Consider the following 19,576-nt stretch of genomic DNA (forward strand, 5'->3'; position numbering starts at 1 on the left):
TTGCTAAGAGGCTGTTGCGAACACAGATGGCTAGACGCGCCGACGAAGACAGTACGAGCGGTATGGCTAGGAGCGGATGGCCGCCCCAACGCAACAACGCCAGGTGTGTTCGCAACAGCCTCTAAATTACTTGGTGGTGTAGCCGCCGTTGATGAGAATAGTCTGTCCGGTAATCCACCAGCCATCGGAAACGAGGAAGCGAATGAAGGGCACGATGTCTTCTATATCGGTCAGGCCAGTCTTTGAGAATTGAGACAGTGCGGCTGCTGTCTTATGGTAGGCCACCGCATCAGCGCCTTCGGCCGGATAGAAAAACGGTGTGTCCATCGGACCTGGGCCTATCGCCGTCACAGAGATCCCGCGCGCACCGAATTCTTTGGAAGCGGAACGGGTAAAGTGCTCTACCGGCGCCTTGGTGCCGGCATAAGCGGCATAGAACGGTGTGTAGGCGCCGAGAAGCGAGGTCACCAATGTGCAGACCTTGCCGTTGTCGTTGAGATGCTTGCCGGCTTCCTTGATGAAAAAGAAGGCAGATTTTGAATTCACCGCAGTCATCTCGTCGTACTCCGCCTCGCTGATTTCCACGAAAGGTTTCTTCAGCACTTTGCCGACGGTATTGATAGCGATATCTGGTTTGCCAATGGCGCTGATGGTATCGGCGAATAGCTTCTCGACCGCGCCAGCGGTAGTCAGGTCAGCCTGAAACGCAACCGCTTCAGCCCCGGCGGCCTGGATAGCAGCGACAGTTGCATCCGCTTCTGCCTTGCTGGCAGCGCTGTTGTAATGAATGGCAATCGCTCGGGCACCTTGTGCGGCAAGATCCCGGGCAATCAATCCGCCCAGGTTTTTCGCACCGCCTGCGATAAGAACTGTCTTGCCTTTGATCGCGTGTTTACTCATGGTTTGACTCTCCGGTTTCCAGATGCCACAAGACGGGCCTCTTGGGTTATTAAAATGATATCGATTAAAATGACGATATAAAGATGCTATTTCTAGCTACACATGTCAGAAATAACGAACAATTAGCCACCAAAATCACTTTGAACCGGGAACGCCACCAGTCAGCAAAAGTGATTTGACACGGGTGATCTACTTATTGAGGCGCCTTCTGGCGCTGAGTTGACGGCGACATCTTCTGGGGCGCACTTGGACCGTATTGATCTATTTCGTATCTTCGTGCGCGTGGTCGATTGCACAAGCTTCACCCGCGCTGCAAATACGCTCGGCTTGCCACGCTCATCTGTCTCTGCGGCGATCCAGGAGTTGGAAGCACGGATTGGCGCGCGCCTTCTGCACCGTACGACACGGCAGGTTTCAACGACCCAAGACGGTGCGGCCTTCTACGAGCGATGCCTGCGGGTAATCGCCGACGTCGAGGAAACCGAGAACCTGTTCCGACAGACCTCAATCAAGCCCAGCGGCAATCTCAAGATCGACGTGCCGGGCCGTATCGGGCGGCTCATCATCGCTCCAGCGCTACCGGAATTCCTTGCTCTCTATCCCGACATCGATATCGACATCGGAATGACGGACAGGGCGGTGAATTTGGTGGAGGACGGATTGGACTGCGTGCTGCGTGTGGGGCCTTTACACGATTCCAGCCTCGTGACCCGTTCGATCGGCAGCCTGCCTCTCATTAATGTCGCCAGTCCCTCCTATCTGGCAATGCATGGCACGCCATTGTCTCCAGGGGATCTTGGCGGACATTTGGCAGTCAACTATGCGTCGCCATCAAGCGGCCGTGTACATCCCTGGGAATGGCTTGAAGAAGGGGAGGTACGCACGCTATTGATATCCTCCCGCGTTACCGTTAATAGCGCTGAGGCGTACATCGCTTGCTGCCTGGCAGGGCTCGGGATGATCCAGATTCCCGCTTATGATGTAAAAGCACATCTGGTCGCAGGCGAACTCGTCGAAGTGATGCGAGATTATCGCGCGGCGCCGATGCCGATGACCTTGCTCTATCCGCATCGCCGGCATTTGTCACGCAAGTTTCAGGTATTCGCGGACTGGCTGACCGGTGTGCTAAAGGTCTGCTTGCTTGTTCCTGACCTTTCTACGGAAAATATCGTTTCTCGTTGATGGACTTAATTCTCAACTCTAGGAAAGACGCCCTTTGGACCGAAGTCAAAAGGGCGTTTTGCAGATTGCGCCTTGTGCTTAATGCTGGAACGTAGCTGCCTTCTCGATGAGAGCCGCCACGGTCTCTGGCTTAGACTCATAGATGGCGTGGCTGCCTGGCGTTTCAACGACCGTGGCGCTGGCACGTTTGGACATCGCGCGCTGCGCGTCCGGCGGGATCATCTTGTCGTCCTTGGTGACCAGGTACCAGCTCGGCTTGGTGCGCCATGCGGCTGTAGTTACTTCTCCGCCCAGCGCTTCTACGCCCCACGGCACTTGCGCGTTGGCCAGGAAAGTAGCGCGCTCCGGTTTCACGTCGCCGGCGAACGAAGCCGCGAATTTCGCCTTGTCCAGCATCAGGAAGCCGTTAACCGGCGCAAGAATAGGCGGCACCGGAGCACCAGGAGAGGGATTGGCAATGAGCTTTTGAACAGATTCGCCCTTGTCCGGGGCAAACGCCGCAATGTAGACCAGGCGCGAGACTTTGGCGTCGTTGCCGGCCTCAGAGATGACTGCGCCGCCGTACGAGTGGCCGACCAGGACTACCGGGCCGTCTTGGGTATCCAGCACGGCTTTGGTCGCAGCCACGTCGGCGGCGAGCGTCGTCGTGGGATTTTGGACGATGCTGACATTGTAACCTTTGGCCTTCAGGAGCTTGTACACGGCTTCCCAGCCACCGCCGTCGACGAAGCCGCCATGGACCAGCACCACGTTGTTGACGCGTTCGGCAGCGGCGGCAGGGCTTTGCGCCATGATACCGAGAGTCAGCGAAGAAAAGCCCAGCACGCCGAGCATGGTACGCCAGGAAGACAAAGAGTTTGCTTGCATTTGACACCTCATCTAAAAAGATTAATGGACGTGCATCCCCGCGTTCTTTACAGCTATTCGAGGTCAATCGCACGACCATAGTTTGATGCAGGGTGCCAGAATATCCATCGCCCAGATTGGCTATGTCTTTTGGCATAGAGCAGATATCCAAGGCGCCCCGTGCCAAGTACTAACAAGGTATAACAACTGGCTGCGTTAAATTTGATAAGGTTGAGCTCACGACGGCAATGTAGGCTCCGGGAAAAATCATGGTCCAACCGAATCAACGTTCGCAAGCTTGGCGCGGTATCGCTGGCGATATCGTTGTTTCCTTTGTGGAGGCGGTCAATGACTTTGATGCCGGCCGCCTGGTCGACCTTTTCGAGCAGGATGCGCACGTAAACGATCAGTTGCGCGATTTTTGGGGCAAAGCGGCGATTGAGGACTGGGTTCGCCGCGAAATCGTGGGCGAACGATTCTGCATGGAAGTCCTGGGAGCGAGAAAGCACTTCGGCGACATCATTCTTTCGGCTCAAGTTGGGGGCGATTTCGATAAAACCGGATTGCCTGACCCTTTGATTCTGAACTTTATTTTCTCCTTCTGCGAAGGAAAAATCGCGCGGCTCCTTATCCTGGTGACGCGGCAAGGGCAGTCCGAACCAGACGTCAGAAAAATTGGCGGGTAGCAACATGCGTCGGCTAGAATACGAATTCCAGGTGACTAACCCAGCCATACCATGCCGAACCGAGATGCACCGTGAATCCAGACTACATACAGAGTGGCGCGCCGCCTTCGGCCCGTTCACGCTGTCGCCATCCGAACGCCTATTAGAGCGGGATGGCGTGCCGGTCCGGCTCGGAGGACGTGCGCTCGATATATTGGTCGTACTGGTGGAATCCGCCGGCGAGACAATCGGCAAGAAGGAACTCATCGCGCGCGTGTGGCCGGGCATGGTGGTCGAGGAGGGCAGCCTCCGGTTTCACATGGTCGCCGTACGCAAGGCCCTCGGGGACGTGGGAGGCGGCACCCGCTACATCGTCAATACGGCCAACAAGGGTTATACCTTCATTGGTCGCGTTGAGCGCCAGGAGCTGGCGGCTCAGATCAGGCCGGCGTCACCAAATATTGTAAAACCTTTGCCGGCGCTGGCGACCGCCATCCTCGGACGCGACGAGGAGGTGCGTGCGCTCGTCGGCAATCTGCTGCAGCGCCGGTTTGTGTCGGTTGTCGGCGCCGGCGGCATCGGCAAGACAACCGTGGCAATCGCCGCGACCCAGATGGCGGCCATGCACTTTGACGGCGATGTGCATTTCGTCGATCTCTCCGCCACTTCCGGGGCTGGACTGATACGTGCGACCGTGGCTAGCGCTGTCGGACTGCAGAACCGCTTAGACGATTTATCCGCCCTGGAAGCACACTTGTCGGACCGGAAGTCGCTCATCATTCTGGACTGCTGCGAGCACGTTATCGGCGAAGCTGCGGAGCTTGCCGAAGTGGTGGTGCGCGGCTGCCCTCAAGTTCACGTTCTCGCGACCAGCCGCGAGCCGCTTCTCGCTCACGGGGAGTTTGTCTATCGCCTGCAACCACTGCGGTTCCCGCCGGATGGCGAAGGAACGACCGCCGCATCAGCGCTGGCATATCCTGCGGTCAAACTGTTCGTAGAGCGCGCGGCCGCAAACGGTTCCGGATTTGAGCTGAAGGATAGCGATGCCCCTCTGGCGTCGCAACTCTGCCGCGAACTGGAAGGCATTGCATTGGCTATCGAGCTGGCGGCTGGGCGAATAGAAGCCCTGGGCTTGAAGGCCATCACCTCGCATTTCGATGCAAGCATCAGGTTGATGTGGCATGGAAGGCGCACCGCCGTTCCGCGTCACCAAACGCTCAACGCGACGCTCGACTGGAGCTTTAATCTGCTGAATGACGACGAAAAGCAGCTACTTCGCCGACTCTCGGTATTCGCTGGCACCTTTTCTCTCGACGCAGCTATCGCGGTGTGTTGTTCTGACTGCGACAGGACTGTTGGCATTGAGCTGATTGCCAGCCTGGTGTCAAAATCATTGGTTACCGTCGATGCGGGCGGCCCTGCGCTTCGCTACAGCATGCTGGACACAACCAAGTCATACAGCAGGAAAAAACTGTCTGATTTAGAGGAAGAGGCAGACGTATGCCAGCGATTTGCCATGTACTTCGATGCCTGGGCGCAGCAATGGTTGACGCAAAACCTGGAACGAGAGGCGCTCAATGTTATGCGAACGGAATTGCCCAACTTGCGCGCGGCGTTAGAGTTGCATTTTCGAGACGGCGGCCGGACGGCGGGGGCGGTCAGGCTCGCAGCTGCACTTTGTCCACTGCTGCTGCAACTGTCTCAGGTTAACGAGTGTGCACGCTGGGCGCGAGCTGCCCTGTTGCAGCTCCCCCCATCGTTGTTGGGCTCGCACGTTGAAGTACAACTTCAAGGTGCGCTTGGCCAATCATTGATTTATTCGACCGGGAACAGAGGTGGCGATGCTGCCAGGGCGTTTACCCGCGCTCTGGAGGTGGCCGAACACCTGGGCGATGTGCGCAGCACTCTCCACTTGTTAAACGGTTATGTGGTTCTGCTGCATCGAGAAGGGAAATATACCGATGCACTGGCGACAGCCAGAAAGGCCGAATCTCTCCTGCCCGGACTCGATGATCCGGAGTTGCAGGCCACCGTCAACTCGCTTCTGGGCATGGCGCTTCAACTTGTTGGCAAGCTCAACGAAGCACATCGGCACTGGGAAGATTGCATTTCTTACGGAGCGGGCGCCTCTTCCTTTTCCACTTCAACGCTTGGTTTCGACTTCCACATCCTGGCGTTGTGCGGATTGGCGCGCGGCCTGTGGCTCACCGGCCACTATTCAAAAGCCAGGGCCATCGCCGGCGAGACCATGGAGAAGGCACGCGACTCCGGGCATGCGGTCACGTATTGCATTGCGCTTATCTGGGCAGGTTCGGTGTTCGTTTGGGGCCGTGATGTCAACCGATTGCACGATATCGTCGAAGAAGTGGAGCGTGTGGCTAAATGCCATTCCCTTATCCCGTACCTCAATGTCGTTAGCATCACGCGTGGCCAGATTCTGATTGCCAGGGGACGCGTCAACGAAGGTATTGAACGCATCAAAAGCGCGGTCGAAGTGCTTCACGATTGCCGGTATGAGTTAGTGACCTCTCTTTCCCTGGTCATAGTGGCAAGGGGGCTTTCCGCCATGTCGCTGCATGCCGCGGCCCTTGGGATGTGCGATGAGGTGGAGCAGCTCATCCGTACCGAGGGAGATTTCCTGCGCATGCCCGAACTGTTTGCGGCACGTGGACATTGTCTCGCGGCGGCAGGTCGTCCCGATGAAGCTGAAAAAAGTTATCTCGAAGCTATCGGACTGGCTCGCTCTCAGGGCGCTAAATCGGGCGAGGTCAGGGCGGCGGTCTCCCTTGCCCAGCATTTAATCGGCGTCGACCGTACCGAGGACGCACATCGCATACTTCAGCCATACCTGATTGACGCAGGTGATGAGGTATCACAAGACCTGGTGTTGGCGCGCAGCCTTCTGGTGTAAGTCCTTCTTGGTCAGAGCTCGGCGATGACCTCCATTGTCGAATTGCATCTATGGCATGGAAAGCATGTTTGTTGTCTGAGGTTCTTGGCGCTCACCATTTTCTGTAACTCGCAAAAGCAAACAATGCATAACTCGACTTCTCGCCGTCGCTTGGTAAAGATGGAGATATAACCATCTGCCATGAATAACCGAGAAGGGGAGCGAAATGCATGAGCGGGACAAAACACGGATTGCCGTACTGGTTTGCCTCGCAGCGCCGCTACTTCAGGCTGGAGTAAATGCGACGCTAGCGGAAGAGCCGGATATCGAGCTTGTTAACGCAGAACTTATCTCGGTGCACCGAAAAATCGATGTTGTCATAGCCGATAGTTTTACCGCGACGAAACTTGCCGAGGGGCGAAGAGACTTTTCTCCTGGTCATGGCCTTGAGTCCGCCAGGATCCTGGTCATCACGTCACAGGTACGCGAGCACGCTATTCTGATGGCGCTGGAACACGGCATCCACGGTTTTCTGCTGACCACATCCCCGGTTCACGACCTCCTGGCGAGCATTAGCGCACTAGCGTGCGGCGGCAACTACATGTGCGCTCCCGTCCTGCGACAGTTGGCGCAAGTGGCCGAGCGCGATATGTTAACGGGCAGAGAAGGTGAGGTGCTACAGCTACTCGCCAAAGGACAGAGCAACAAATCCATCGCCCGTGGCCTGGATATCGCCGTTGGCACCGTAAAAACCCATGTTCAGTCAATCATGTCCAAGCTGGACGCAGGCTGTCGGACCGAGGCTGTGAGCGTTGCGATAGAGCGCGGACTGGTCGAGCTGCCCGAATCCTTACTGCGACATATAAAGCCGCATGCCTTTGCTGCGGCTTGGCAGGCTTCTGCTCAGCCCGAACTGGTTCAGGCCTGATCATTCTTTAGATCAGCATCCTTGCCGGTATTGTTGTGTTCTTGCTGCCGAGCGCTGTATTCGCAGTTCTTGCATCTGATATGCATCCATGCGGTTTCGCGTCGCTTCGTCGATACTATTTATCTGGCTTGAAAGTGCGGCGCAGGTAAAGTAGTTTCTTTGGGGGGCTGTCGAAGTGCTGCTTACCACGCTGGGTCCACTTTCGTACTTTCTGGCCTCTATCCGCCGGTCGGCTGCGGCAACCTGTTCTGCGGTTGGCGAGACAACGCCATGCGTATCATGCAGGTCCACAAATTGTGTTTTTGAGTTTGTCCCGCATGGTTGGTTGCTATAGGTGGCTTTGCCGTTTTCAACGCATTTCACTATTCCACTTGACAAAGCCGGATGTGCTTCCATGGTCTCTGTTCCGCTAGCGTCGGGCTTGAAATGCTCGACAGTTAGGTTCTCGCTTTTTCCAGCCATTTTTGCTGCGCCGACTTTTGGCGATATGTCTGAAACTGATCTCGACATGACATAGATACCTGTTCCCACAATTCCAGTTGCCAGCAGCAGTGAGATGGTCATTGATAGCGGATTTTTCATGTTGCCCCTTGTTGTGATAGCCATAGTACAACAAGGTTGTTGACCGACGTGCAATAGGGTTATGCCAGTTTTAGCTTTCTGGGTCATTCGTGCTTCGTTTTCCAGAACGCGGCCAAGACATACAGTCCCTAACATCATGTATATTTTTAAAAACAATGAATTACATCATAAAAGTGATGTAATACTTTAATACAATGCAGTAGTAGGGGGCAACCACCTGGAGCAAAGAAATGAGTAACTTGGCTGGTTGATAGCTTGCCCCCATTTATCACGGCTCTCGAATACTATTTTTTGGGATTGAGAAAGCCGCGAATTGCTGTGACGGTCACAAGCGGCTGCTCCTCCATGAGCCAGTGCCCCGAATCCTGCACAACAAGCTCGGTCACGTTCACCGCAGCGTTACGCATAACGACGGCTTCGTTCGCGCCAAACGATTTCGCACCGCCGATTGCAAGCACCGGCATAGGCAGCTTGGTTGTCATCGATATCTTGTTGTCTTCGGCATCCTTGGGAATTGAGAGGAATTGTGCAAATGCAGAGTGCATGGCGCCGGGCAGGGCATAGAACGCCGTGTAGTGGACTCGCGTTGCCTCGTTGATTTTGGAGGGATCACCTGCGAACTCATTCCAGAATCGGTCGAGGTAGATACGTTCACGGCCAGCCACCAGCCTTTCCGCATCAGGGCCGCCGAACGAAAAATGCCAGAGTGCAGGGCTGCGTACGATCTGATCCCAGGGTGCAATGCCCGGAACCGGCGCATCCATGACGACCAACCGGTCTGTCTTGTCCGGATAGCGGGCGGCGTAGGCATAGGCAACCATCGTGCCGATGTCATGTCCGACGACCGCGGAATGATCAACGCCGAGTGTGGCAAGGACGACCCGGATATCTGCGGCCTGCGTCTTTTTGTCGTAACCGTCGGCAGGATGCGATGACAGCCCCATGCCGCGCAGGTCCGGCACGATAACCGTGTGGTCGCGAACTAGCTCAGTTGCCAGGGGAGCCCACATGTCGCCGGTATCTCCAAAGCCATGGATCAACACTACGGCCGGACCGTGTCCTCCAACGCGAACGTGAAGTGTGGCGCCGTCGGTCTGGATTTCCTGCGTACGAAATGCCGGTGGAAACGGCTGGACCTGCGCCGCGGCTGGCTGTGCCAGTGCGATTACACCAATGACGCCAGCTAGGAATTTGAGCATTTTATCTCCTTGGGTTGTGACTGCAAAAATGCGGTTTTCGCTACCTTGAAGCTTTTGTGATCAGCCTGTTGACGCTGGTGCTCATTTCAAGTGACGCTCACAGCAAAAAGTAATCGCGCCCCTCGACCTGTCCCCGGCGCAACGGGTTGCGCGTGCAATAAGGCGCATAGGCCGCATCGACGAAGCGGTACATCAGGTGTTCATCACGTCCCCTGGGAATGCCCAGGCGCGTGGTTTGAATGATATGGTCCGGCACCGGGCCTGTGTCTTCCACCAGCAGTACTGCGTGATCGAAGCGTTTGGCGTCCCATACAGGCACCTTCAGACCCAGTGCCTTGCATAGCAAAGTTTGCCCGGCGCACAGCTTGTGCGAAGGGCGTGGACGGCCTTGAGCGTCAGGGTTGTTCAATTGCATCTGCGCCAGGCTCGCCGACCCGCTCAACTCATCAGTCCACGTATGTGCGGATTTGATCAGTACTGCGTTGCCTGCGCCCTGGGCACTGAAGTTAAGGGAATCTCCACCTCGGGCGTAATACATATAGATGTAGCCGCCATCCAGAAACAAAGCCTTACGCTTTTCCGTGTATCCGAGCGACGCGTGGCTGCCTTTTTCGTCGCGATAATAGGCTTCGGTTTCTATGATGCGGGCGCTGAGCCACAATTCGCCGACCCGGTGGCGGATGACTTTGCCGAGTAGATCCCTGGCCAGCACTTGAGCGTCGCGATCAAAAAAAGCGTCGGGCAGCGCCTTTGGCAGCGTGGAGGTGAGGGCGCGAACAGCGGGCTTGGGCATGATGAACGGCTTCTATCAGGGCTGGTTGAATGCTGATAGTAACAATTTGCAGATCAATCCTGCTTGATTCTCGGTAAAGAGATCATGAAAAGCCTCGGCCGTTTGAAGTCAGTCAAAACGCGGGGTAATCGCGGGGTAATTTAAGATGCAAATTATCCAGCGAAGTGAGTCAGCTTTCAGTTCAAATCAACAGTTCGTCGGCGCGAACATCACCTACGGCTGATCTTGACTTCCGAGACGCCGAGAAGCCCGGCGAGAGGTACTGTAGCGACAGTCTGCCGCGGGCTGACGGCAAAGCCGTCGTTGCGCAGGATATTGAGCAGCATCTCCGCCAGGGGAATCACCATGTTCTGACCCCAGCACCTTTCGGATACATGGCCGAACGGTAAAAAGCCAGGATGGTCGTCGGGGTTGAGGCTGTTCCAGCGCTCTGGGCGGAACGCTTCAGGGTCGTCCCAGAGGGCCGTGTCGCGGTGACTGACCAGTGGCAAGATCAAGACATCGTCGTCCGGGCCAATCCGAGAATCGAGGGCGCAGTACTCGGGGGAGGCGTTGCGCAGGATGTTCCAGGATGGCGGCAACAGTCGCAAGGCCTCATACAGGATGTTCCGGTTCGACATGGCGTCGTCGAAGGGCGCGCCTAGCCAGAGTGCGTTGGCGACTAGCGTCGAGATCGTGAAACATACCGGAGCCGCAGTGCGTCGATAGAGGCCCATGGCATAACGCCGATCGGCATAGGTCGACGCGCTGGCGGTCAAAGTTGCGAGGGCGGATGCTCCGGGCTGCAGCTTGAAAGAAGTCAGCGCACCGGTGGCGATGACCGCCCAGGTCAGTTTGGGCGTCAATTCAAGTATGCGATCCATCAAGAAACGCAAGCGGTAAGGGTCGCCGCCGAGGATCAAATCACGTAGAAAGACGTGGCCGACGTGCGGCCATTCGCCGGAGAGATCGATCTTTTCAGGTTGCTGCTTTTTCATCGCCGTCCGCACGTCGCGACCGATGGCTTGCATCGATTTCAAGGCATAGTCGCGCGGGATAGAGCGGCCGTGGAGAGGTTTGAAAGTCGGCCGCTCGAATTCGGTCGCGGCCCTGGCGCTAAGGATCTGATCGATCAGCGCTGGAGCGGCGACGCCTACCGTATTGGCATCCAGCCGGAGAAGGTCGATGCCGCGATGATCGTTCAACAGAGCCTGGAGTCTGGGAGCAAAGACGGTGGTGCGAGTGCCTGTGGTGAGCATATCTGTCGATAATCTCTAAAATAGGGAGTCCCGCGACCGTCGGACCGATAGAAGCTGCAGCGGACGCGGGGTAAGTCATCGCCGTAACCTGTTATTCAGATACGGCTCAGCGGCTCAATACCAGATATACCAAGCATAGTCCTTCAGGCTTTTTTCCCGTGCAAACTTGTTCTTGATGCTCATAAGAATCTTCATTGCTGTGACCTTTCAATGTGAATAGTGCCTGTGTCAATTAAAGAAAAAAGAATACATGTCAACATCGATATGTATTCTTTAGTTAATGTATCACAGAAGAAACATTACTCAATGGAAATAATTTAAATGCAACAACATCTGCTCTAGCGCAGTTCCAAATGAACTGCAACAATGTAGCTACAAGAAGAGACAATTCTGGAGGGGACAAAAAAACGAATTAGCGTTACGTTACATGTAACGTAGCGCCCATCAAAAGTACCGACGATTGCGGGTACTTCAGTAGCCTATTCGTTATTTGTTAGCTGCTCGGTCATAGAGGTATTGAATGCGAAATACCTCCCTCTTTGGGACTGATTTCTTTAGTTGGCACGCTCTTTGCACCAAAATGAGGTAAGCGCATAATATTGGTGCAGCAAGCCGAATTGCAAGCATAAGTGGATTAAATAATCGCTTAAATGTGCGAATCATAGAAATATGAAAAATGCATACTTCATCTCACGAGATTCCTGACATAGATCCTGTATCTGCTGGTTTTACGGTAGATAACAATGGACTTGTTTTTTACAAAGAATCACCACTTTATTTGCCGCCGAAGGAAAGAAGTGTTCTAAAGCTCCTGCTGCATGCATGGCCAAAAGTGGTTTCGAAAAATGAGTTCAAGCAGCATATTTGGGCAGGGCATATGTCCGATGAAAGTCTTGCGCGCTGCGTGACGCAACTGCGCCACGCGCTTTCGCATTTTGGGCTCATACAAATCGACTCTTTATATGGATTAGGCTATCGCCTAACAATTCTGTCAGATAAAGTGGTTGCGCCCAAACCAGCGCAACAGTTCAATGCAAGCTACGCGTCCGATACACCAAAAATTCATCCCGCACTTGCAGTAGCATGTGTCTATGCGCAACAATTACTCGAAAATCGATCGGTAGCGGCTTTTCAGCAAGCAGAATCAACGATCCGAGCTGTGCTTTCTCGCGCCCCTTACCACATGGCCGCCAAACTCATACTGGCGCAATGTCTGGCTGACAAAATCAGCTGCGGCGTGGACGCCGATATTGCGCTGGTTGAAGACGGGCTGAAAATCCTTGACCAAGTGGTGGACATTGCGCCTGAGACTCCAGGCCTGCAATCGCAAATAGCCCACCTGCTTGATTGCAAATGGCAGTTTGGCGAGGCTCGGTTGATGCACGAACAGGCTTTATGTGCTGCGCCAGAAGATATGCTCACGCATTTCCATTACGGCTTGCATTTGTTGGCAACCAATGCTCCCATCGAAGCAGTCTCCGCGTTTCGTTGTGCCATCGAACTGAACCCGTTTGTACCGAATTTATCACTGATGCTTATTCGTGCAATGACTTTTGCTGGCGCCGATCCAGCCGACATTGTCATGCAGACCCGCAGTACATGTCGCATGTATCCAGATAACCAGCATGCCTATTTACATTTGCTTTGTGCGCTGGCGCTAAAAGATCCACAGCCAGAAATAGCTCATGCAGCCCGGCATATATTACTGTCGGCTCCCTCTGCAGTATTTTGGGAAGGAAAGATCTCTTACATACTTGCTCGCTGCAATGATTCGGCAGGTGCGCTGGGTGTCATCGCATCGCAGGCAGGCGAAAATGTCAGTATTCGAGCGATGCATTCTGCAGCTTTGATTGAAATGGGGCGTGTTGACGAGGCCATGGCAGTGATCAAGGAAGCGGCCAATAATGGCTGTGGCCCATTGCCGATTTTAGTAAATTCATTGGAAAATTCCTTACTCAAGCTGCATCCGGACTATCCAGCCGTGCACGCAAAGATATTTGCGCATAGCTACGCTGATTAGCCGGATTGAGGATTGAGGATTGAGGATTGAGGCTTGAGACCTGACTAGATCCAGGCAAGCGTTTGCACGAGAGGTGAGGACTGTAGCTGTTTAATTATTCTCGGCTCCCGTCATCGAACAACGGTAGTCCAATCCGAAAAATTGTGCCGGCTCCCGGGATGCTCTGCGCATCAAACCAGCCATGGTGCCGCTTGACTACTGCATGTACGACGGAGAGCCCAAGGCCGCGACTGCGAGCAGCTTGCGGTCCATCTTCGCGATGTGCGTGACCTGTGGAATTCGAGCCCGACATCAACCGCGCCAGTTTCTTTGCCTCGATTCCGTCACCTTCGTCGCGCACTGTCAGCACGACTTCGGCAGTATCGACCGCCACCTCTATGCCAAGGCGGACCGTGCTGTCCGGCGGACTATGCCGAATTGCATTGTTGAGCAGGTTAAGCAGAGCGCGCGCCAGCATCACCTGATCCACCCGGATTGGACAATTATCTTCGCCCAGTTCCGGTTCCAATGTTATTCTTCGCACTTTCGCGTAAGACCAAGCCTGGTCGACGGCATCCAGCATAATGGCGCCAGCCTGGGTCTCTGTGAAACGGTAGTCGCCGGATTCGGCTTCTGCGAGGTCCATGAAACCTTCGGCCAATCCTAGTGTACGCTGCGCTTCGCGTCGAATATCGTGGACCAGGCGGTCGACGCCGATACCGGATCCGGGCTGTTCGTAAAGATTCAGCAGGCTCAGGATCGATACTTGCGGGCTGCGCAGGTCGTGGGAAACAAAGCTGAGCCACTGCTCGCGCTTGCGTTGTGTCAGGCGCTCGATGGTAAAGTCCTGGAGAACCGCCAGCCAGGTGCGCGGGACGGTATCGTTGCTATCAAGCCGCGCCATACGCAGCCGGAACACCTTGCCCTGCTCAGTGGTGTATTCACCGCTGAACGCCTGCGACCAGTGAATCTCCGGTTGCGGACGGCTGCTGGCGATTTCATGCAGCAATGCTGGCAAGCTGCGCCCGCGCAACGGATCATGTGCCACATCCGACGGTGTCAATGCAGGCGCCAGCAGCAGTTGCGCAGCGGCGTTGCTTTGGCTGATACTGCCGTCGTCCTGGCAGATCAGTACAGCGACCGGCATTTGCCACAACCCTTTGCTCAGCAAAACTTGCATTTGAGACAATCTGTCGATCGCACGGTCTAGTGCCTGCGTCTGGCTTTCGACGGTATGCAGCGCCGATGACATAGCGCCAGGCGCAGGCTCAAAAGCACCGGCCGGGATAGCATTGAGGGTGCCGACCCGTTCCCCAAAAAATAGCAGCAGCGCATTGAGTTGGCGCCAGCTCCAAAGAAAATAGGCTATGGCCACGCCAAGTATCGGTGCGACAGGTGGCAACCAGTAATGTCTCCAGAGCAGATTGACCACGCACAGCAGCAGCCAGCCCAAAGCGACGCAGCAGGCGAAGGACAGGGCGTTGCGCGGGGTGTGCAGAAACAACAGGAGCGCCAGAAGGATTGGAAAGAAGGTCCATGCCATTAGCGGCGGTCCCTGCGCAAAAGTGATTGCGCGACCTTGCTGAAGCATATCGATTGCGTTCGCATGCAGTTCCAGACCTGATATGCGCGCCTGCGGCCCTACGCCCGCGACCGGCACGTCATTGTCCAGGCCGGAGCCACTCACGGCGCCGATCAGAAGGATTTTTCCTTGCAGGAATTCTGCCGGGACTTCGCCGCGCAAGACGCTGACATAGGGCACGGTACGATAAGTCTTGGATTTGCCGGCAAGGGAGAAGCCGAATGGTCCCCGTCGTTGCCAGCCAACGGCGCTGGGTGGTTCCAATAGGGTGTCAGCTGACGTGCGGCGGTTCGACGCGATCAGTTCACCGACATATGGCTGGAGGTTGCCGGCGACGCCTTCTTGGCGAAACAGACGTCGGGCGATACCGTCGGTGTCGGGAGTCAGCTGGACGTGCCCAATCCCTTTGGCGTTGAGTGCAAACTCGGCTAGCGGTGGCCTGAAGCGGGCAGCGTCAGCCGTGTTGTCATCCAGTTCGACATAGTGCAGCGGCAAAAAAACAGGCAGCTTTCGCATCGCCATCGCCAGTTCCTGGTCAGCTTCAGGCGTAGCGCCGGGCCGGTCCAGGAACAAATCAAGCAAGACGGCGCGCGGTGCATACGCAGACAGGCGTTGCAGTAGTTGCGCATGCAGGCTGCGTGACCACGGCCAGGGGCCAAGTTCGTTCAGGCTGCGTTCATCAATGCCGATCAGCAGGATATCGTGCGACGGTTCATGCATATCAAACTTGATCAAGCTATCGTATATCGCCAGGTCGGCCTGTACCAGTCCCGGTCGCTGGCCCAGCCACATCATGAGCGGCGGCAGCAGCAAGGCAATCAGCACCAATTCGATCAGGAAGCGATGTTTCATCGGCGACTAGGGAGCAGGTACTTCAAAGCTGCCGCTAAAAGATAACGCGGCGGCTGAGTCCGCCGCACCGGTGCTGATATCCGTGCTGCGCCAATAATATTTCCCTGGTACGACGAAAGGCCCTACCGTAACGGTGGTGCCATAAAAAGCAGGATCTTGGGCCAGCAAGGGACTGAATGCCGCTGTGCGGGCCAGTTCAAACCTGAATGTCTGTCCCGAACGCCCCGGCCAGCGTATTTTGTAGCGGCCGTCCCCCAGGCTCTCGGCGCCGCTGCGCCGCGAGGCGCTGGCGGCGACATATACGGTGCTGTCGCTGGGCAAGCCTTCTAGCTGACGCTTGTCGAACGCAGTGAGGCGCAGATGATAGAAACCCGGCGCCAGCGTATCGGGCAGGGTGAAGCGGGGCAGAATGGAGCGCTGTTCGTGCACCAGCTGCAGAAAACCATCATCCCGCGCGAGCTGCAGACGGTAACCGCTCGCATCCGCTTGCGGCGCGACCAGGATGTCGCCATCGATTGCGCTTTCGAGGCGCTCAGGCGCAGCCGGGAGCTGGTGCGATTGCAAGGCTTCGCTACCGGACAGCAATGAGCCGTGCGCTACGCCGACCAAGAGGTTGCGCGGATCTGCCGCTAGCTCGTCGACGGCCACTTTGCCTTCGATGACTTCAACCGCGACGACATTGTCTTCGTCGCGTACCCGGAAATGCGTACCGCGCACGCCGAGCTCTGCCGATTTAGTGCGGATTTCGAAGTGCCTGCCGTTCTGCTTTTCGACATGCGATTCCATACGTCCGCTCAATAACTCGAAGCGTACTACCTGGCCGTTGATCACCAGTACCTTAAGAGCGCTGCTGGACGGCACTACAACATGACTGCCATCCGCCAGGGTCATGCTTAAAAATGCGTCGTGTTCCGTGACCAGCACATCGCCTGCCTGCACCCCTGCGCCACGCGCCAGCGGCCGTTGTGCCGCGTTACCGCGCGTGAGCCATGCCGAGCCGGTCAGCTCCGCCACTATCGCCACATTACCGCCCAACATCAGCACCTGGCCCGGCTTCAGATGTTCCGGAACCTGCACAGCATTGTCCTTTTGTATTTGCCGCCAGTGCAGCGGCGATTGCTCATACTGACGCGAGATATCCCACAAAGTGTCGCCGGGACGCACCACATGGGTCTGGCCTTGCTGCGCGAAGGCCTGGCCCGCCAGCGTGATCAATAATAACAACAGCAACAGATTACGGAGAGAGGCCGGGACCGCAGCCGGCATGGCTCTTCCTGATCGGTCAAACAGCAGGTGGAACTTCATTGTGGTGGTTGTCATCGGTTGATTCTAGTCGATAGCCTTGGCCATAAACAGTCTGCAAGCGTAAGCCGCGGGCAGCATATAAACCCAGTTTCGCGCGCAAGCGATAAATCTGGCTGTCCAGCGCACGGGTCGACAGCTCGCCGTCATGCCCCATGCTTTCCATCAGATAGGCGCGTGAAACAGCCTGGCCCAGCTTACGAAACAAAGCGAGCGCCAGTCTGAATTCGCGCTCGGTCAGTTCGAAGTGCTGTTTTTCCCCATCCTGCTCGACGCTGACGCTGGACGATGGCCGGTCAAATATCCAGTTGCCGTAACGCTCCAGAGATTTCGTCGGGCGCGGGCGATTACGCTGCAACAGGCGCCGGATCCGGGCGGCCAGTTCCAGTGGCCGCAGCGGTTTGACAATATAGTCGTCGGCGCCTATACCTAATGCGTTGGCGACATCGTGCTGCGATGAGCGCGAACTAAGCATGATCACCGGCGTTTCACTTTGCTGATACTGACGCAGCCAGTGTAGCAGTTCGACGCCGTCAAGGTCGGGCACGTTCCAGTCCAGCACCAGCAGATCGAAGGTTTCGCGTCGCAGGGCCCGGCGCAATGCTTCTCCGCGTTCAAACGTCACGCATGAGACGTTCTCGTCGTCCAGCGCAAGCTGGTTTTCGAGGGTATGCACCAGATATTCCATCTGGTTTGGTTCGTCTTCAAGTACGGCGATGCGCATCGTGGCGGAGTCAGTTAAGAAGTACGTGAAGAAAGGCCGCTGCCATGATTGTAGCCAGCAACACTGCATGAAATGAATACATACTAATCTCAGTCATGCAGCAAGGTCTCGAGTTGTTTAAAGATAACTCCTGGTCATCGAAATCTGTCACGGAAAAAAATCGTCGGCTATTGCTTCTTGCGTCGGGTAGAGGATCATACAAAACATGGCAGCCATTATGGTTATCTCGCGAGAATTTGTCAGAATCTGTAGCCCGCTCACCCTGGACTAGCGGGTCACGCCATGTTTACGTTATTTTTGCAGTCCGATGTCATCATAAAGCAGAATTCGATTCTGATAAATTCTCGCAAAATGCGCTCATTGGACTTTTTCTTTAATAACATAGGCTCCATGCAAACTCAAGACAAGGCGGCTAGCAGTATCGTCAAGCTGAAAATGTCAGGGCTAGTGGGGCAATTTCAGGAGATAAATCATGGTTGGTCAAGGACGGTCTGCAATCTCGCGGATGGCGATAAAGTCGTTATTGTTTTCCGCAGCGATCCTGGGTACTTTCCTGCTCGCCGGCTGTGCCGGCTTAGGCCTGGCAGACATGTCGCGAGAGCCGGCCAGTCTTGCAGCGCCCAAGGACAAGGACTTTCCTAATCCAGGTTCCGCGACATTGCGGAATGGTTCGTTTCCCAGCATCGAGGCATTGCGCGCGATGCGGACTGGCATGGATAAAGACCAGGTCCGTGAATTACTAGGATCACCGCATTTTAGTGAGGGCGTTATTGGCGTACGGGAGTGGAATTATGTTTTTCATTTTCGAACCGATAAGGGGCCAGGGGATGTGACCTGCCAATACATGGTGCGTTTCGACGGGAGTGTACGCGTCAACGGCATGTATTGGCGCAGCCCGGATTGCGCATTGCTGGTCGAGCCGCCGCCGGTCGAATCCCCCCCCGCCAGGGCAGCAATAGCGCCGCAGAAATTGACCTTGGGAACAGATGGCTTGTTTGGTGCAGAAGGCAGTTCTTTGAATGATATGCGGCCTGAAGGGCGTTTGAAAGTTGAGCATCTTGCGGCTGACATCAAACGCAACTTCAGGCGCCTCTATTACGTGGTCGTGACGGGATATACCGATCGCCTCGGTTCTGATTCATACAAGATAGAACTATCGCTGGCGCGTGCCGACGCAGTTAGTCAATTACTGGCTCAGTACGGCATTGACGCCAAGATTATCCGCATTGCCGGGCTAGGCGGCAGACAGCCGCTGGTGCAGTGCCCAGGCGCAGTGCAGACGACAGCGTTGCTGACCTGCCTGGAGCCAAACCGGCGCGTTGAAGTCGAGGTGGTTGGAGAAGAGTGAAGTGCAAGCGTATCTGGAGTACTCGTATTGACTAGGTGTTGCTCCGGGTAGCGACGGCGTGAAATATACGTCTCAAGCTGGCGATATTTTATTGCCGGGATAAATTTTCAGTAAAGTCTTCCAATGAATCAGATACAAGAATATGAATTGAAACTGGGCGATGAGCAATGGTCGCAGCTGGAGCCGATCTTGATCGGAAGACCAGGTGGCCCCGGTATGTGCGCCAAGGACAATCGCCTGTTCATCGAAGCCATTTTATGGGTAGTGTCGAACAAGGCTTTGTGGCATAGCGTACCGCCACAATTCGGCAAATGGAATGCAACTTATATGCGGTTCCGCCGTTGGACTGAGAGTAATTTCTGGCGGTTTCTTCTCCAAAGCAGGATCCAGGATCCCGACCTGTTGCGGATGCTGACCGAGATTGCCGATTACGCTGATTTGTATTCGCAGCGCAGGGAATGGCGACTGTATAGAAGAAACCACAAAAAATTATATGCAAGAGAGATTGCTTGATCCACGAATATCTAAGAGGCTGTTGCGAACACA

At 55.5% G+C, this 19,576-nt stretch carries 17 protein-coding genes; 7 read left to right on the forward strand and 10 right to left on the reverse strand.

The window, feature by feature from the left end; genetic code table 11:
• Positions 1 to 126: 126 nt before the first annotated feature.
• A complete protein-coding gene (locus LT85_RS12475) occupies positions 127 to 900 on the reverse strand; it encodes an SDR family oxidoreductase (RefSeq protein WP_038489176.1) in 774 nt (257 codons plus the stop codon).
• 246 nt (positions 901 to 1,146) lie between these two features.
• Between LT85_RS12475 and LT85_RS12480 the strand changes: the two genes are divergently transcribed.
• Entirely contained in the window at positions 1,147 to 2,082 is a 936-nt protein-coding gene (locus LT85_RS12480; RefSeq protein WP_052135122.1) for a LysR family transcriptional regulator, read from the forward strand.
• A 78-nt stretch (positions 2,083 to 2,160) separates the two neighbouring features.
• On the opposite strand, the gene LT85_RS12485 is transcribed toward LT85_RS12480, so the two are convergent.
• The gene (locus LT85_RS12485; RefSeq protein ID WP_172656976.1) at positions 2,161 to 2,949 is read right to left on the reverse strand and encodes an alpha/beta hydrolase; all 789 of its coding nucleotides are present in this window, start codon (positions 2,947 to 2,949) and stop codon (positions 2,161 to 2,163) included.
• A 248-nt stretch (positions 2,950 to 3,197) separates the two neighbouring features.
• Here LT85_RS12485 and LT85_RS12490 point away from each other — a divergent pair, with 248 nt between their 5' ends.
• The 3 genes from LT85_RS12490 to LT85_RS12500 all read left to right on the forward strand — a co-directional run bounded on the left by LT85_RS12490 (position 3,198) and on the right by LT85_RS12500 (position 7,411).
• Positions 3,198 to 3,614, forward strand: coding sequence for a hypothetical protein (locus tag LT85_RS12490; RefSeq protein ID WP_052135123.1), 417 nt, complete (start codon positions 3,198 to 3,200; stop codon positions 3,612 to 3,614).
• A 64-nt stretch (positions 3,615 to 3,678) separates the two neighbouring features.
• Entirely contained in the window at positions 3,679 to 6,504 is a 2,826-nt protein-coding gene (locus tag LT85_RS12495) for an ATP-binding protein (protein ID WP_038489178.1), read from the forward strand.
• 205 nt (positions 6,505 to 6,709) lie between these two features.
• Positions 6,710 to 7,411 carry a response regulator transcription factor gene (locus LT85_RS12500; protein WP_052135124.1) on the forward strand — a complete coding sequence of 234 codons (702 nt, stop codon included), beginning with the start codon at positions 6,710 to 6,712 and terminating at the stop codon, positions 7,409 to 7,411.
• Positions 7,412 to 7,423: 12 nt separating this feature from the next.
• On the opposite strand, the gene LT85_RS12505 is transcribed toward LT85_RS12500, so the two are convergent.
• The 5 genes from LT85_RS12505 to LT85_RS27535 form a co-directional block, all read right to left on the reverse strand.
• A complete protein-coding gene (locus LT85_RS12505) occupies positions 7,424 to 7,993 on the reverse strand; it encodes a hypothetical protein (RefSeq protein WP_156117508.1) in 570 nt (189 codons plus the stop codon).
• A gap of 284 nt (positions 7,994 to 8,277) precedes the next feature.
• Positions 8,278 to 9,192, reverse strand: a complete 915-nt coding sequence (locus LT85_RS12510) for an alpha/beta fold hydrolase (RefSeq protein ID WP_038489182.1) — start codon at positions 9,190 to 9,192, stop codon at positions 8,278 to 8,280.
• Between the two features lie 97 nt (positions 9,193 to 9,289).
• Complete coding sequence (locus LT85_RS12515) at positions 9,290 to 9,985, reverse strand: DNA-3-methyladenine glycosylase (protein ID WP_038489184.1); 696 nt, start codon at positions 9,983 to 9,985, stop codon at positions 9,290 to 9,292.
• A gap of 209 nt (positions 9,986 to 10,194) precedes the next feature.
• Positions 10,195 to 11,223 carry a cytochrome P450 gene (locus tag LT85_RS12520; RefSeq protein WP_038489186.1) on the reverse strand — a complete coding sequence of 343 codons (1,029 nt, stop codon included), beginning with the start codon at positions 11,221 to 11,223 and terminating at the stop codon, positions 10,195 to 10,197.
• A gap of 114 nt (positions 11,224 to 11,337) precedes the next feature.
• Positions 11,338 to 11,418 (reverse strand): tryptorubin family RiPP precursor, encoded by an 81-nt coding sequence (locus tag LT85_RS27535; RefSeq protein WP_216595079.1) that lies wholly within the window; start codon positions 11,416 to 11,418, stop codon positions 11,338 to 11,340.
• Positions 11,419 to 11,899: 481 nt separating this feature from the next.
• Between LT85_RS27535 and LT85_RS25940 the strand changes: the two genes are divergently transcribed.
• Entirely contained in the window at positions 11,900 to 13,243 is a 1,344-nt protein-coding gene (locus LT85_RS25940) for a winged helix-turn-helix domain-containing protein (RefSeq protein ID WP_081992327.1), read from the forward strand.
• Between the two features lie 94 nt (positions 13,244 to 13,337).
• Here LT85_RS25940 and LT85_RS12530 read toward each other — a convergent pair whose 3' ends face one another.
• The 3 genes from LT85_RS12530 to LT85_RS12540 are packed head-to-tail and all read right to left on the reverse strand — an operon-like array spanning position 13,338 to position 17,682.
• Complete coding sequence (locus LT85_RS12530; RefSeq protein WP_038489189.1) at positions 13,338 to 15,656, reverse strand: CHASE2 domain-containing protein; 2,319 nt, start codon at positions 15,654 to 15,656, stop codon at positions 13,338 to 13,340.
• Between the two features lie 6 nt (positions 15,657 to 15,662).
• Positions 15,663 to 16,976 (reverse strand): FecR domain-containing protein, encoded by a 1,314-nt coding sequence (locus tag LT85_RS12535; protein ID WP_081992329.1) that lies wholly within the window; start codon positions 16,974 to 16,976, stop codon positions 15,663 to 15,665.
• Positions 16,939 to 17,682, reverse strand: coding sequence for a response regulator transcription factor (locus LT85_RS12540; protein WP_038489193.1), 744 nt, complete (start codon positions 17,680 to 17,682; stop codon positions 16,939 to 16,941). Before LT85_RS12540 ends, LT85_RS12535 begins: the two co-directional genes overlap by 38 nt.
• Before the next feature lie 472 nt (positions 17,683 to 18,154).
• On the opposite strand from LT85_RS12540, the gene LT85_RS12545 reads away from it, so the two are divergent.
• Positions 18,155 to 19,030, forward strand: coding sequence for an OmpA family protein (locus tag LT85_RS12545; RefSeq protein ID WP_052135125.1), 876 nt, complete (start codon positions 18,155 to 18,157; stop codon positions 19,028 to 19,030).
• Between the two features lie 123 nt (positions 19,031 to 19,153).
• The gene (locus LT85_RS25425) at positions 19,154 to 19,543 is read left to right on the forward strand and encodes a transposase (protein WP_052135126.1); all 390 of its coding nucleotides are present in this window, start codon (positions 19,154 to 19,156) and stop codon (positions 19,541 to 19,543) included.
• Positions 19,544 to 19,576: the final 33 nt, after the last annotated feature.

This window comes from Collimonas arenae (genome assembly GCF_000786695.1).
In the GTDB taxonomy this organism is placed as follows: Bacteria; Pseudomonadota; Gammaproteobacteria; order Burkholderiales; family Burkholderiaceae_D; genus Collimonas; species Collimonas arenae_A.